This window comes from Oscillibacter sp. (assembly GCF_032018205.1).
GTDB lineage: Bacteria > Bacillota > Clostridia > Oscillospirales > Oscillospiraceae > Oscillibacter.
Map to the genome: position 1 here is coordinate 221,344 of NZ_DALZOY010000001.1, position 14,317 is coordinate 235,660.

Annotated in this window: 16 protein-coding genes and 1 tRNA gene; 13 read left to right on the plus strand and 4 right to left on the minus strand. The window is 57.8% G+C overall.

The window, feature by feature from the left end; genetic code table 11:
* Window positions 1–38: 38 nt before the first annotated feature.
* On the minus strand, window positions 39–776 hold the full coding sequence (ymfI, locus tag RTU96_RS00980; RefSeq protein ID WP_312634429.1) for an elongation factor P 5-aminopentanone reductase: 738 nt from the start codon (window positions 774–776) through the stop codon (window positions 39–41).
* 291 nt (window positions 777–1,067) lie between these two features.
* Here ymfI and RTU96_RS00985 point away from each other — a divergent pair.
* The 13 genes from RTU96_RS00985 (at window position 1,068) to RTU96_RS01040 (ending at window position 11,030) form a co-directional block, all read left to right on the plus strand.
* A tRNA-Arg gene (locus tag RTU96_RS00985) sits at window positions 1,068–1,144 on the plus strand.
* A gap of 200 nt (window positions 1,145–1,344) precedes the next feature.
* Window positions 1,345–1,707: a TRAP transporter large permease subunit gene (locus RTU96_RS00990; protein ID WP_312634431.1), complete on the plus strand. Its 363-nt coding sequence runs from the start codon at window positions 1,345–1,347 to the stop codon at window positions 1,705–1,707.
* Window positions 1,622–1,816: a TRAP transporter large permease subunit gene (locus tag RTU96_RS14710; protein ID WP_397356197.1), complete on the plus strand. Its 195-nt coding sequence runs from the start codon at window positions 1,622–1,624 to the stop codon at window positions 1,814–1,816. The genes RTU96_RS00990 and RTU96_RS14710 overlap by 86 nt, the downstream gene beginning before the upstream one ends.
* A 241-nt stretch (window positions 1,817–2,057) precedes the next feature.
* Window positions 2,058–2,363 carry a thioredoxin gene (gene trxA, locus RTU96_RS00995; protein ID WP_293007327.1) on the plus strand — a complete coding sequence of 102 codons (306 nt, stop codon included), beginning with the start codon at window positions 2,058–2,060 and terminating at the stop codon, window positions 2,361–2,363.
* Between the two features lie 12 nt (window positions 2,364–2,375).
* Window positions 2,376–2,696: a rhodanese-like domain-containing protein gene (locus RTU96_RS01000; protein ID WP_312634432.1), complete on the plus strand. Its 321-nt coding sequence runs from the start codon at window positions 2,376–2,378 to the stop codon at window positions 2,694–2,696.
* Between the two features lie 4 nt (window positions 2,697–2,700).
* Complete coding sequence (locus RTU96_RS01005) at window positions 2,701–4,395, plus strand: FAD-dependent oxidoreductase (RefSeq protein ID WP_312634435.1); 1,695 nt, start codon at window positions 2,701–2,703, stop codon at window positions 4,393–4,395.
* A gap of 275 nt (window positions 4,396–4,670) precedes the next feature.
* On the plus strand, window positions 4,671–5,573 hold the full coding sequence (locus tag RTU96_RS01010) for a substrate-binding domain-containing protein (protein ID WP_294852802.1): 903 nt from the start codon (window positions 4,671–4,673) through the stop codon (window positions 5,571–5,573).
* Window positions 5,574–5,599: 26 nt separating this feature from the next.
* Entirely contained in the window at window positions 5,600–6,433 is an 834-nt protein-coding gene (pstC, locus tag RTU96_RS01015) for a phosphate ABC transporter permease subunit PstC (protein ID WP_367271209.1), read from the plus strand.
* Window positions 6,430–7,338: a phosphate ABC transporter permease PstA gene (pstA, locus tag RTU96_RS01020; protein ID WP_312634437.1), complete on the plus strand. Its 909-nt coding sequence runs from the start codon at window positions 6,430–6,432 to the stop codon at window positions 7,336–7,338. The genes pstC and pstA overlap by 4 nt, the downstream gene beginning before the upstream one ends.
* 5 nt (window positions 7,339–7,343) lie before the next feature.
* Window positions 7,344–8,093 (plus strand): phosphate ABC transporter ATP-binding protein PstB, encoded by a 750-nt coding sequence (pstB, locus tag RTU96_RS01025; RefSeq protein ID WP_367271210.1) that lies wholly within the window; start codon window positions 7,344–7,346, stop codon window positions 8,091–8,093.
* Window positions 8,093–8,755, plus strand: coding sequence for a phosphate signaling complex protein PhoU (gene phoU, locus RTU96_RS01030; protein WP_294852812.1), 663 nt, complete (start codon window positions 8,093–8,095; stop codon window positions 8,753–8,755). The genes pstB and phoU overlap by 1 nt, the downstream gene beginning before the upstream one ends.
* A gap of 3 nt (window positions 8,756–8,758) precedes the next feature.
* Window positions 8,759–9,442: a response regulator transcription factor gene (locus tag RTU96_RS01035; protein ID WP_294852815.1), complete on the plus strand. Its 684-nt coding sequence runs from the start codon at window positions 8,759–8,761 to the stop codon at window positions 9,440–9,442.
* 4 nt (window positions 9,443–9,446) lie between these two features.
* Window positions 9,447–11,030 (plus strand): ATP-binding protein, encoded by a 1,584-nt coding sequence (locus RTU96_RS01040; protein WP_312634440.1) that lies wholly within the window; start codon window positions 9,447–9,449, stop codon window positions 11,028–11,030.
* A 486-nt stretch (window positions 11,031–11,516) separates the two neighbouring features.
* Here the strand turns inward: RTU96_RS01040 and aroQ are convergent, their stop codons facing one another.
* Genes aroQ through RTU96_RS01055 form a run of 3 tightly spaced genes read right to left on the minus strand, consistent with a single transcriptional unit; the run spans window position 11,517 to window position 14,304 of the window.
* Window positions 11,517–11,942, minus strand: a complete 426-nt coding sequence (gene aroQ, locus RTU96_RS01045; protein WP_312634441.1) for a type II 3-dehydroquinate dehydratase — start codon at window positions 11,940–11,942, stop codon at window positions 11,517–11,519.
* Window positions 11,914–13,164, minus strand: coding sequence for a shikimate kinase (locus RTU96_RS01050; protein ID WP_312634442.1), 1,251 nt, complete (start codon window positions 13,162–13,164; stop codon window positions 11,914–11,916). Before RTU96_RS01050 ends, aroQ begins: the two co-directional genes overlap by 29 nt.
* Window positions 13,165–13,167: 3 nt before the next feature.
* Window positions 13,168–14,304, minus strand: coding sequence for a prephenate dehydratase domain-containing protein (locus tag RTU96_RS01055; RefSeq protein WP_312634444.1), 1,137 nt, complete (start codon window positions 14,302–14,304; stop codon window positions 13,168–13,170).
* Window positions 14,305–14,317 lie beyond the last annotated feature (13 nt).

Consider the following 14,317-nt stretch of genomic DNA (forward strand, 5'->3'; position numbering starts at 1 on the left):
AGCCGGGCGGGGTGCTTTCGAGGTGGTAAAACCATTCTCTACCCGGTGAAGCCGCCATCCACCGTGAGGATCTGTCCGGTGATAAAGGCAGCTTCGTCTCCCGCCAGAAACGCCGCCGCCGCAGCCACGTCCTCCGGCATTCCCAAACGGCCGAGGGGCGTTTGCGCGGCAAGGTCAGCCAGCGTCTCCGGGCCGAGGGAACGGAGCATGTCCGTTTCGATGCAGCCGGGGGCCACCGCGTTTACCCGGATGTTAGAGGGGGCCAATTCCAGCGCCAGTGAGCGGGTAAGCCCGATTACGGCGGACTTTGTGGCGGCATATACCGTCTCGCATGAGGCCCCCCGCAGGCCCCAGATGGAGGAGATGTTGACAATGCTGCCTCGCTTTTCGTGGAGCATATGGGGCAGAGCGCGGCGGATGGCGCCGCGCATTCCGCCTACATTCACCGCAAAAGTGCGGTTCCAGCTTTCATCGTCCGCGTCTTGAAACAGTCCGCTGGGTGGAGAGATTCCCGCATTGTTGATCAGCGTACCCACCGGCCCCAGTGCGGTTTCTATGGCGTGGAACATCGCGTCCACTTCGCCGGATTCCGCCATGTCCGCGCCAAACGCAGCCGCGTTGCATCCGGCGCGGCGCAGCTCGTCCGCCAGCTCCTCGGCGGCTTGGCGGCTGCGGTGATAGTTGATGGCCACGTCATAGCCCTGCTGGGCAAGCTTTCGGGCAATTGCCCGACCAATTCCCCGGCTTCCTCCTGTCACCAGTGCCACGTTTGTCATGCCTGTTCGCTCCTTTGCTCCTGCCCGTCCGGAGGGCAGAACTGTGGTTATGGGTTGGACGCGCTGAATTCTCTGGGTGTGTGCCGTCCTGTCCGTCTGCGGATATTATAAATGCTTTTTATCGGGACTGCAACGGCCTTTTCAGCCGAATCACCGCGCTTTAAAGCTTTTTTGCCGTTTGAACCAAGCAAAGGGAATCTGACCGGGGCAAAGTTGTGCGGGGCTTTTCAATTGACAGCGGGGCAGAAATCGGGTAGAATAGCAAGCGGTTCACTCCTCCGCGCTTCATATGTCTCCGTAGCTCAGCTGGATAGAGCATCCGCCTCCTAAGCGGAAGGCCGGCAGTTCGAATCTGCCCGGGGACGCCACATATAAAAAAGCCGAAGCCCTTGATCAATCAGGGACTTTGGCTTTTGTGTTTTGCACTCTATGGATTTGCCAATCGTATTAGATTTTACAGATGAAAAGTTCATGGAACCACACGCTGAACAGAAGAGCAGGCTCCAATCTGTGAAGTGCCCCGCAAAAAAGTTAAACAAATATTTGAATTAAGCATTCTTGAGGGCTTATGATTACCTGCTCATCGTGCACGGACGTGTCCATCGGCTCCAGATTTATGGGCGGCATTCTTCCCGGCGTTGCGCTGGGCGTTTGCGTGATGGTGATTGCGGTGAGCTATGGCATAAAGCACAAGGCGGAAATTACCCGGATTCCCTTCAGCGTTCGCCGGGTGGGGCGGACCTTTATTCGCGGTATCGGCGCGTTTTTAATGCTGGTCATTATTCTCGGCGGTATTTATACCAGCATTTGGCATCAACCCCATTCACTTTGGCATCATCGTATGCGTGAATCTGGCAATCGGCTGCGCAACACCGCCGCTGGGCGTGAACCTGTACGTCGCGGCCGGGCTTACCCGCGACAAGGTCGATAAGGTGATCAACAGGCTCTTACTAAACTACATTATTGCCTCTGTGATCGCGCTCTTAATAATTACCTACTGCGAGCCGCTGGTGATGTTCCTTCCGAACATGATGGCTTAAAGCACGGACTTCGAAAGGATATGGCTGTCATGGACAGATTAAAAGGAAAAGTTGTTGTAATTACCGGCGGCATGGGGACGGCATTGGTGATTAAAAGCTGCTGAAAAACGGGCGCTCACCGAACGAATTACCGGGGAGCGTCCGCTGCGTTAGTTTTTTGCGGTAAGTGATTTAATCACTGAAAGGGGAGAGGGAACCTGTTATGATAACGACATAATAAATAACATAGGGGGAAACAAATATGTCAGTCATGAATATTACGAAAAACAACTTTCAAAAGGAAGTCGTTCAAAGCGATAAGCCCGTTCTGCTGGACTTCTGGGCAACTTGGTGCGGCCCCTGCCGCATGGTCAGTCCCATTGTGGACGAAATTGCAAGCGAGCGCGGCGATCTGAAGATCGGAAAAATCAACATAGACGAACAGCAGGAGCTGGCCTCCGCCTTCCAAATCATGAGCATTCCCACACTGGTGATGATGAAGGAGGGCAAGGTGATCAACCAGATGATTGGCGCTCGGCCCAAGAGCCAGATTCTTTCCATGCTGTAAAGGAGAAGTGTTATGGGATTCTTTGATTTTTTAAAAATGCCGGACATCAACACCGGCGTAGAGCAGTTTCATTCCACGCCCAACGCGATTCTGCTGGACGTACGTACGCGGGAGGAATATGCCGCAGGCCGGATTCCCGGCAGCAAAAACATTCCGCTGGACCAACTGCGCATGACGGCGCGGGAAGTGAAAAACCACGAAACGCCGCTGTTTGTTTACTGTCTCAGCGGGGCGCGAAGCCGTCAGGCAATTCCCGCGCTCCAGCGCATGGGCTATGCAAATCTCACCAATATCGGCGGCATCAACGGCTACCGGGGAACGGTGGAACGGTGAGCGCATGAAAATTGTAATTATTGGCGGTGTGGCGGGCGGGGCCACGGCTGCGGCCCGCATCCGCCGTTTGGATGAACAGGCCGAGATTGTGGTGTTTGAGCGGTCCGGCTTCGTGTCCTATGCAAACTGCGGCCTGCCCTACTACGTGGGCGGAGTGATTGAAGACCCGGAGGAGTTGACGTTGCAAACTCCCGAAAGCTTTTTGGCTCGGTTCCGCGTGGATATGCGGGTGCGCCACGAGGTAACCGCCCTTCACCCAGAGCAAAAAACCGTCACCGTTCGCAATCTGGAGAGCGGCGTGGAATTTGAAGAATCCTACGACAAGCTGCTTCTTGCCCCCGGCGCAAAGCCCACCCAGCCGAAGCTTCCCGGCGTGGGACTGCGCAAGCTGTTTACCCTGCGCACCGTGGAGGATACGCTGCGCATCCGGGAATTCGTGGAACGAGAGGTTCCCAAATCCGTGATTCTCTGCGGGGGAGGATTCATCAGTCTGGAGCTGGCGGAAAACCTGCGTGAGCTGGGACTGGACGTGACCATTGTCCAGCGGCCCCGGCAGCTCCTAAATCCTTTGGACGAAGATATGGCCGCTTTTCTCCATGCGGAAATGCGGGAAAAGGGCGTGAGGTTGCTACTGGGGCATTCCGTGGAGGGGTTTTCCGAAGCGGACGGCGGGGTAAATGTGCTGTTGAAGGATGAGGAGCCGCTTCATGCGGACATCGTGGTTCTGGCCATCGGCGTGACCCCCGACACCCGTCTTGCAAGGGACGCGGGGCTGGAACTGGGGCTGAAGGACAGCATCGTGGTAAATGACCGGATGGAGACATCCATTCCGGATATCTACGCCGTGGGCGACGCGGTACAGGTGAAGCAGTACATCACGGGTGAAAATGCGGTGATTTCTCTGGCTGGCCCCGCCAACAAGCAGGGCCGCATCGCGGCGGACAATATCTGCGGCGGGGACAGCCGGTATTTGGGCGCCCAAGGCTCCTCCGTCCTCAAGCTGTTTGGTTTAACGGCGGCTGCCACTGGGATCAACGAGCGGACGGCAAAAAAAGCCGGGATTGACTGCGACAAAGTGATACTCTCTCCGCTAAACCATGCCGGATATTACCCCGGTGGCACGGTGATGACCGTGAAGGTGGTGTTTGAAAAGAAAACCTATCGGCTTTTGGGTGCGCAAATTGTGGGCTGCGACGGTGTTGACAAGCGCATCGACGTGCTGGCCACCGCCATGCACGCGGGACTCACGGCGCTGCAATTAAAGGACTTGGACCTTGCCTATGCCCCGCCCTATTCCTCCGCCAAGGACCCGGTGAACATGGTGGGTTTTATGATTGAAAATCTGGAAAAGGGCGCGGTGAAGCAGTTTCACTGGGATGAGGTGGACGCTCTGCCGAGGGACGGCAGCGTGACCCTGCTTGACACCCGCACGGAGGAAGAATACGCGGACGGACACGCGGAGGGCTTTATGAACCTTCCTGTGGATGAACTGCGGCAAAGGATGGGGGAGCTTCCTACCGGAAAGCCTCTGTACGTGATGTGTCAGACCGGACTCAGAAGCTATCTCGCCTGCCGCGTCCTGTGTCAGAGCGGCTATGACTGCTATAATTTCTCCGGCGGCTACCGGCTGTACGGTGCCGTCACCGGTGACCATGCCGCCGGTAGCAAGGCCGCCCCCTGCGGAATGGAAAAAAAGTAAAACAGCAGCCCGCTCCGAATTTGGGGCGGGCTGCTGTTTTCGCAAATCCGGCAGGTCCGGTCCTTGTTTCGAGAGTCCACAGACCCGCAAGCCCACAGGCCTGTTTCATCCGCAAAACCAAATAATTACGTGCCCGGCTCTTTAAAATTGGAAGAAAGCGGGGTTTTACATAGTTTTTACATAGCATCGCATTTGTTTTTAACTCCGGCTATGTATGCTTAGGCTGTACTCACAAAGAATATCAATCAAGAATAAGCAATATGGAGGAAAGACAGATGAAAAAGACGATTACTATGTTTCTTGCGGCGGCCCTCGCGGCGGTCAGCCTTGCGGGCTGCGGCGGACAGACCCCCAGCACCAGCGGCGGCAGCACGCCCGCCACAGACAACACGGAAAAGTCCCTTGGCGAAATCACCGTGGTTTCCCGTGAGGACGGCAGCGGCACGAGAGGCGCGTTCATTGAGCTCTTCGGCATCGAGGTGAAGGGCGAGGACGGCACCAAAAAGGACATGACCACGAAGGAAGCCGTCATTGCCAACAAGACCGACGTGATGATGGGCAATGTGGCTGGCGACCCCGCCGCCATTGGCTACACCTCCTTGGGGTCCCTGAACGACACGGTGAAGGCCCTGTCCATCGATGGTGCGGCGGCCAGCGCCGAAAACGTGAAAAACGGTACCTATTCCATCGCACGGCCCTTTAACATTGCCACCAACGGGGAAGCCACCGGACTTGCCAAGGACTTTATTGACTTCATCCTCTCCGCAGAGGGTCAGCAGGTCGTTTCCGGCAGCTATATCGCCATCGACGCAAATGCGCCCGCCTATGCCGGGACAAAGCCCTCCGGCAAGATCAGCGTGGCCGGTTCCTCTTCCGTCACACCGGTGATGGAAAAGCTGAAGGAAGCCTATCTCGCCATCAATTCGGGCGCGGAGATTGAGATTCAGATGACCGACTCCACCGCTGGAATGACCGCCGCCATGGAGGGCGTGTGCGACATCGGCATGGCCAGCCGTGAGCTGAAGCCCGCAGAAGCAGAGAAGCTTACCGGAATTTCCATCGCGCTGGATGGCATCGCCGTGATTGTAAGCCCTGAGAATCCCATCGACGGAATGACCAGCGCACAGGTGCAGAGCATCTTCACCGGAGAAACCACCTCTTGGGATAACGTAAAATGAAAGGGCAGCGTTTGAGGGAAAGCCTCATGCGGGCAGTATTCATGGTGTCGGCCCTGACCAGCATTCTGGCCGTGGCGCTGATCTGCCTGTTCCTGTTCGCCAACGGAATACCGGCCATTGGAAAAATCGGCCTGCCGGAGTTTATACTAGGGAGGGAGTGGTCGCCTGGCGACACTCCCCCCGTCTTCGGCATTCTCCCCATGATTTTGGGAAGCATTTACGTAACGGCGGGAGCCGTCGCCATCGGCGTACCTGTTGGCATTTTCACCGCCGTGTTCATGGCCAGAATTTGCCCCAAACCCCTATACAAGGTTTTAAAGCCCGCAGTGGATCTGCTGGCGGGCATCCCGTCGGTGATTTACGGCTTTTTTGGACTTGTGACCATTGTCCCGCTGGTGCGGGAGCTGTTCGGCGGAAACGGCAGCAGCATTCTGGCCGCCTCCGTGCTGCTGGGACTGATGATTCTGCCCACCGTCATCGGCATTACGGAGAGCGCCATCCGCGCTGTGCCGGAGGAGCTGTACGACGGGGCCGTGGCTCTGGGGGCAAACCACCGGCGCGCGGTATTTCGCGTGATGCTGCCCGCCGCAAAGTCCGGCGTGCTTGCGGGGGTGGTGCTGGGCATCGGCCGTGCTATCGGCGAGACCATGGCGGTTATCATGGTGGCGGGCAATCAGGCCCGGATGCCTGCGGGTATTTTGAAGGGCATCCGCACCCTGACCGCCAACATCGTGATTGAAATGGGCTATGCCGAGGGACTGCACAGGGAAGCGCTGATTGCCACCGGTGTCGTTCTGTTTGTCTTTATACTTCTGATTAATCTTTCGTTCTCGGCGCTGCGCAGGAGGGGTGAAAAATGAAATATACGCTCATCAACCTCTTTTTCAGGGTTGGCTCCGTTCTTCGCTGGGGCGCGCGCCGCATAGCGATCTTTTTCCGCAGGCTTCCCCGTAGGATTGAGGACGCCGTTTTGCGCTTCTTTCCATGGCTGGCGGCCATTTTTACCTTTGGCGCGCTGCTGTTTCTCATCGGGCACATTCTGGTCAACGGGATTCCGTATATCCGGTCGTCCCTGTTTGCGCTGGAGTATAACACGGAAAACGTCTCTCTTCTGCCTGCGCTGGTCACAACGGTGTTTATGGTGATTCTCTCCCTGCTGATCGCCGCGCCGCTGGGACTGTTCACGGCAATTTATCTGGTGGAATACGCAAAGCGGGGCAGCCGACTGGTGCGGCTGGTGCGGGTGACGGCGGAGACGCTTTCAGGCATTCCCTCAATCGTATACGGCCTGTTCGGCTCGTTGTTTTTCGTGTCATGGCTCGGCTGGGGGTATTCTCTGCTGGCAGGCACATTAACCCTCTCTATCATGATTCTGCCCCTGATTATGCGCACGGCGGAGGAGAGTCTGAAGGCCGTCCCGGACACATTCCGGGAGGGCTCGTTCGGCCTTGGGGCCGGGCGGCTGCGCACGGTGTTCAGAATCGTGCTGCCCGCCGCCGCGCCGGGAATTTTTGCAGGAATTATTCTTGCCATGGGGCGCATCGTGGGCGAAACCGCCGCGCTGATCTACACGGCGGGAACCGTTGCCCAGATCCCCACCAGTCTGCTGGCCTCTGGGCGGACGCTGGCAATCCATATGTACGCCCTTTCCAGCGAGGGACTGTATACCGGGCAGGCCTATGCCACGGCGGTGGTTCTGCTGGTGCTGGTGGTGGGTATCAACGCACTGTCGGCCGCGCTGGCAAAAAGAATCGCAAAGGGATGAGAAACATGTTAAAATTTCAACTGGAAGACGTGCAGTTATGGTATAATGATTTCAAAGCGCTCCACGGCGTCAGCATGGACATTGAGGAGAAGGAGATCACCGCCTTTATCGGGCCCTCCGGCTGCGGAAAATCCACGCTGCTCAAATGCCTCAACCGCATGAACGATCTGGTAGAGGGCTGCCATATCACGGGCAAGCTTCTTCTGGACGGCGACGATATCAATGCGGCGCAGGACGTGAACCGCCTGCGTCGGCGGGTGGGCATGGTGTTTCAAAAGCCCAACCCCTTTCCCATGAGTATTTATGACAACATTGCTTTCGGTCCCCGGACCCACGGCGTAACCTCCCGGCTGAAGCTGGACGGCATCGTGGAAAAGGCTCTGCGGGACGCAGCCATCTGGGAGGAGACGAAGGACCGGCTGAAAAAAAGCGCTCTGTCCCTCTCTGGCGGGCAGCAGCAGAGGCTGTGCATTGCCCGGGCGCTGGCGGTGGAGCCGGAGGTGCTGCTGATGGACGAGCCCACCTCTGCGCTGGACCCCATCTCCACCTCGAAAATCGAGGAGCTGATGGCGGACCTGAAAAAGAAATATACCGTGGTGATTGTCACCCACAATATGCAGCAGGCCACCCGCATCTCCGACAAGACGGCCTTCTTCCTGCTGGGCGAGCTGATTGAATACGGCGAAACCGAGCAGGTGTTCTCCATGCCCAAAGATCAGAGATGCGAAGACTACATTACGGGGAGGTTTGGATAATGCGCAGCAGATTTGACCGGCAGTTGGAAACCCTCAACACTATGCTTATTGAGATGGGCATGCAGGTGGAAACCGCCATTGCCGCCTCCATCGAGGCGCTGAGGAAGCAGGACACGGTCCTTGCGAAAAAGGCGATTGCGGCCGATACGGAGATTGACCAACAGGAAAAAGACATTGAGGCCATGTGCCTCAAGCTGCTGCTTCAGCAGCAGCCGGTGGCGAAGGATCTGCGGCTGATTTCGGCGGCGCTCAAAATGATTACGGACATGGAGCGTATCGGCGATCAGGCAGCGGACATCGCCGAAATCTCCATTTTTCTTACCCAGGCTCCCCACGTCAAAACGCCGGAGCACATCCCCCAGATGGCGACGGCCACCGCTAAAATGGTCACTGAGAGCATCGACGCCTTTGTAAAGAAGGATTTAGAGCTTGCAAACCGGGTCATCGCCGATGACGACGTGGTGGACCGGCTGTTCGACGCGGTAAAGGGTGACTTGATCAAGCTCATGAGCGCCGACAGCTCCAACGGCAGTCAGGCAATTGATTTGCTGATGATTGCGAAATATCTGGAACGAATTGGCGACCATGCTACAAATATCGCGGAATGGGTGGTGTTTTCCATCACGGGAAAACACGAGGACGCCGCGGGATCGGAAGGTTGAACCATGCAAACGGTCTTTCTTGTGGAGGATGATGAAGATATCCGCGAGCTGACGACTTATGCGCTGGAAAACGCGGGCTTTGCCTGCACCGGCTTTGAGGACGGAGACAGCTTTTGGGAGGCGCTTTTAGCAGGTGCCTCCCTTCCGGACATGATTTTGCTGGATATCATGCTTCCCGGGGAGGACGGGCTTTCCATTTTGAAAAAGCTCCGGGATCACTCCCGGTTTGAACGCATCCCCGCTATTATGCTTACGGCGAAGAGCGGCGAGGCAGATAAGGTGCGTGGCCTGAATTTCGGCGCGGACGACTATATCGCAAAGCCCTTTGGTGTCACCGAGCTGATTGCCCGCATTCACGCGGTTTTGCGTCGGGCCGCGTCCGCGGAACGGGAAAAGGGCCTGCTTACCTACGAAAATCTTGCGCTGGATAACGAGCGGCATACCGTTACGGCCGACGGAGAGGGTGTGGCTCTGACCTTTTTGGAATTTGAGCTGCTGCGCTACCTGCTTTTAAACGCGGGACTGGTTTTGAGCCGAGACAGACTGATGGACGCTGTGTGGGGCTACGATTACAAGGGTGAGAGCCGGACGGTGGACGTGCATGTCAAATCCCTGCGGCAAAAGCTGGGTCCTGCGGGGGAGCACATCAAGACGGTGCGCAACGTGGGCTATAAACTCGGGGAGTGAGGGTATGAACAAACGGATATTCCGCTATATGGGCCTGCTCATCATTCTGACGGTGGTGGTGTTTGCCGCCCTATGGGGGACGATTCTCACCGGTCAGTTCGGCGCCCAGATTAAGGAGGGCCTGCAAACTCTTCGCGTCTCCGTCATCGACCCAAGCGGGACTGTGCTGTTTGACAACATGGCCGACCCGAAAACCATGGAATCCCACTTAAGCCGCCCGGAGGTGGCCGAGGCACTTCTGACGGGCAAGGGAGAGGACGAGCGGCTTTCGGACACGCTGGACGAGAAAACGTATTATTACGCCATGCGGCTGGAGGGCGGAAATATCCTGCGTCTGGCCCTGACCACCGACAGTCTGGCCGTGTTGCTTTTCAGGTTTGTCCCTGTTCTTCTTTTGTGCCTGATTTTAGCCGCGGGCCTTTCCTTTGTGGTGGCAAGAAGACTGACCAGAAAGCTGGTGGCCCCCATCAACAATCTTGATCTGGACGCGCCGGACCTTTCCGGCTATGACGAGCTGTTGCCCCTTCTGGAAAAAATCGGGACCCAGAAGCAGGAGCTGTCACTCCAGCTTGCGGAAATTGAAAGCCGCGCCGCCACCATCACGGCCATCACCGGAAACATGAGGGAGGGGTTGCTGCTGCTGAACGGGGAGGGCCGCGTGCTGCTGGCAAACGACAGTGCCCTGCGTATTCTCGGCGCGCGGGATGCGGATCGCAAACATCTGATTGAGCTTTGCCGGGATCCGGCCTTTCTGGAGCGGGCAAGCGCCTGCCTGGCGGGAGAAAAGGGGGAAACCTCCCTGCGGCTGGACGGCGGGTTTTACAGCGTGTTTTTTAACCCCGTGCTGGATGGGGAGGCCCTTGATGGCGCGGTGGTGTTGTTTATCGACGTGACCGAGCGGTATGCCTCGGAGCGCCAACGCAAGGAGTTTTCCGCCAACGTGTCCCACGAACTGAAAACGCCCCTCACTGCCATCGCCGCACTGTCCGAGCTGATCGCGGACGGCACGGCGAAGGACGCAGACGTGAGGCCCTTTGCCGGGAAGATTCAGAAACAGGCGCGGCGCCTGATCGACATGATTGAGGATATCATCCGCCTGTCTGAGTTTGACGAGGAGGATGTTCCACGAGAATTTACCCGCTTTAACCTTTACTCCGCGGCGGAGGCGGTGATCGACAGTCTGGAGGAAAAAGCCGCAGAGCGAAACGTCGAGGTGAAGCTGCTGGGGGCCCCTCATATGTCCGTCACCGCCAATCTCCGCATGACGGACGAGCTTTTGTACAATCTGGTAGATAACGCCATCAAATATAACCGCGAGGGCGGTAGCGTGACCGTGGAGCTGACCGAGGATGCGCAGGCCGTGCGCATCTGCGTCCGGGACACGGGCATCGGAATTTCCCGGGAGCATTTGGGGCGGATTTTCGAGCGCTTTTACCGGGTGGATAAGTCCCGCTCCAAAAAGACTGGCGGCACGGGACTGGGCCTTTCCATTGTCAAGCATGTGGTAGAGCTTCACGGAGGCCATGTGGAGGTGGAGAGCGACGAGGGCAAGGGAACCTCCTTTACCTGCATATTTAAAAAACCTTGAGGGCTGAAAAAGAGCGGACAGCAAAAGCTGTCCGCCAATAAAGCTGGTTTTATTTTGAGCTTTGCCGCAGGATTTGTAAGTCCCGCGGCAAAACTCTTTTTCTTATGCTTTTCTCGGGCGGGGAAAATGAAACATCCGTCTGCCGGGAAGAGGTTTCCTTTTTTATGTTTAAAACGCCTATGCACATCTGGCTTTTCTATAAACTCTTCCGCAATTTTTGCAGTATGGGAAAGTCCCCGTGATTACCCCTGAGACGCTTCCGACTGCTGCGCAATGCGTCCGCCGTCCGGTAAGATTTGGCCCCTTCAAAGGCGTGGATGGAAATCAGGTGAATGATGCGGTCAAGAAGACCAGCTTCCCCCGCAATCAGCGCACCGGACAGAAGGAGGTGCATCAGGTTGGAATTTTTGCTACGAGATACCGTCTCATTTTGAGAGCAGGCGGCAAACGGGGATCTCTGGTCTTCGGGGCGGCTCTCCTGCCGCCTTATTTCTCGCAGAGAAAGCGCAGCGCATCCACATAGCCCCGCAGGCCCCGGCCCTTAATGGTTTTGACGCAGGCGGAGCGAATGTAGGAGGTGGCGCGAAACGATTCCCGGGTGTCCGGGTCGGAGATGTGAACCTCCACCGTGGGGAGGCCAACCGCCTTTACAGCGTCCAACAGCGCTACGCTGGTGTGGGTATAGGCGGCGGGATTGATGACAATGCCGTCCATTACGCCATAGGCCCGCTGGATGGCGTCCACCAGCGCCCCCTCGTGGTTGGACTGGTAAAATTCCAGCGAAACGCCCAATGCGTCCGCCTCCTTTTGCAGCATTGAGCAAAGGTCATCGTAGGTTTCGCGGCCGTAAATCTCCGGTTCCCGCACGCCCAGCATGTTCAGGTTAGGTCCGTTGAGAATCAGAATCCGCACAAAAATCCCTCCAGATGGCAGCGGCGGCATCCGCCGCACTGCCGTTGTTGTCGATGCGTACGTCCCGGAACCGGCGATACAGCGGCGCGCGCTCTGCCGCCATGGCGGCAAGGTCCGCGCCCTGAGACAGGGGACGGCCCGCCGAAGGCAGCATTTCAATGGCCCGGTCAAGCTGATAAATGCGGCCGTTCTGGCGGAGAAGTCCGTAATTTTCCGCATCTTTCACTATGCCGCCGCCGCAGATGATAATTTTCCCGCTTTCGGCGCCAAAGCGCGCCGCCACGTTTTGCTCCAGCGCCCGGAAGGCCGACTCCCCGTCCTCGGCGAAGATGGCGGGAATGGATTTCCCGGCGGCCTTTACAATTTCCGCGTCCAAATCCACCGCGTCTCGCCCTGTCAGCTTCGCCAGCGCTGCGCCTACGGTTGATTTGCCGCAGCCGGGCATCCCAATCAGGACAATATTTTCCATCTTCTGGCGCAGCAGGGCCAGAATCCGCCGGGTTTCGGTGGGGTCAATCCTCCGGTTGAAGAAAAACTCCTCTGCCGCCATGGCCTGCGCCACCAGCATGGGAAGCCCGTCGGAGCAGGGAAGGCCCAGCGCTTCGGCCTGAAGCAAAAGAGTGGTTCTGCGGGGGTTGTATACCACATCCAGCACGCCCCGGCAGGCGGGAAAGCGTGTGAGGTCCACCGCCGCTTCGCCAGTGTGGGGATACATGCCCACAGGCGTGGTGTTCACCACGATTTCCCCGTCGGCGTGGCGGCTGAGGTCTCCGTAGTTGTCCGGGCCGCTGCGGGTGATGACCGCAATCTCCCGGGCGCCTGCGGCCCGGGCGGCGGCCTGGGCGGTGAGGGAGGTCCCTCCGCCGCCAAGGATTATCACTTTACGGCCTTTCAGCGCCACCCCCGCAAGGTCCGCCATGTATAAAAAGCCAGTGATATCCGTGTTCCAGGCGTACAGCTTCCCGTCCCGGCGGACGATGGTGTTCACGCTGCCGATGTCCCGGGCGGCTGGGTCGATCACGTCGCACAAAGGCATCACGTCCCGCTTGTAGGGAATGGTGACATTCAGCCCGCCGATGTCGGGCCGGGAGAGAAAGCCGGGCAGCTCGTGGGGCTCCAGCTCAATGAGCCGGTAGGCTCCGTTACCCGCCGCAGCATGAATGGGGACGGACCAGCTATGGCCCAGCGTCCGGCCAAGTAAGCCGTAAATCCTCTCGGACATGGCTTATACTTCCGAATAGTTGCCAAGGAAGTGGAAGCTCTGGCTGCTCCGCTCAATCTCCTCCAGCATGGGGAGCACCGCCGGGTCCTTGACCGAAGCCTCCAGTTCGATGAAAAAGATGAACTCAAAGTTCCGTCCCGTCACGGGACAGCTTTCCAGCTTCGTCATGTTGACGCCGAGGGCGGCGGGCTTAGAGAGAATGTCGTACAGAGCGCCGGCCTTATTCTCGCAGGCGATAATCAGGCTGATACGGTCGGCCCCGGCGTAAATGGCGGGTTCCTTGGTAATGCAGATGAAGCGGGTGTAGTTGTTGTCGCTGTCCTGTACATCGCCGTTCAAAACGCTCAGACCATACAGCTCTGCACAGGCGTGGGAAGACAGGGCCGCCACATGGGGGTCCTTCCGTTCCGCCACCAGCTTGGCGGCGGTGGCCGTGTTGTCGCAGGGAATTACCCGCACACCCGATAGACTCTCCAGAAAATGGCCGCACTGGCCGATGGCCTGGGGGTGAGAATAGATTTCCGTCAGCTCGTCGGCCTTTGCGCCGGGAAGGCCCAGCAGCTCGTGGCGGATGCACAGCCGTGTGCTGCGCACAATGGACAGCCGACGGCGCTGAAGCAAATCATACACCGCCCGGACGGAGCCGTTGGAGCTGTTTTCGATGGGCAGCACGCCAAACCGGCACAGGCCGGACTCCACGGCGGAAACCACCGCTTCAAAGCTCTTTACATAGACGATGGTGCCACGGGGCAGCAAACGGTCGCAGGCTGCCTGAGAGTTGGCGCCCTCCATGCCCTGACAGGCCACAAGACCCGTCTGAGGGAAGACCTCGGCCCCCGCCGCAAGAGACGCTCTTATCTGCGCCCCCACCTGCGTAGGCGCGCTGAGCAGCTCCGCCTGCCGGGCGCAGGAGAGGTGAAACAGCGTGGTGAAAAGCTGATGGGCGTAGCGCTCCTTGTCTCCTGCCTCCGCCGTCACTCGGGCAAGAATTTCCCGTTCTCTCGCGCGGTTGGAGATGGAAAGCCCCTGTTCGTTTTTAACGGCGGCCACGTGTTCGGAAAGCTCCATGCGCTTTAGAAAAAGCTTCAGCAGCTCTTGGTCCACCGAGTCAATTTGTCCGCGAATTTCTGAAAGTTCCATAGGAAAGGCCTCC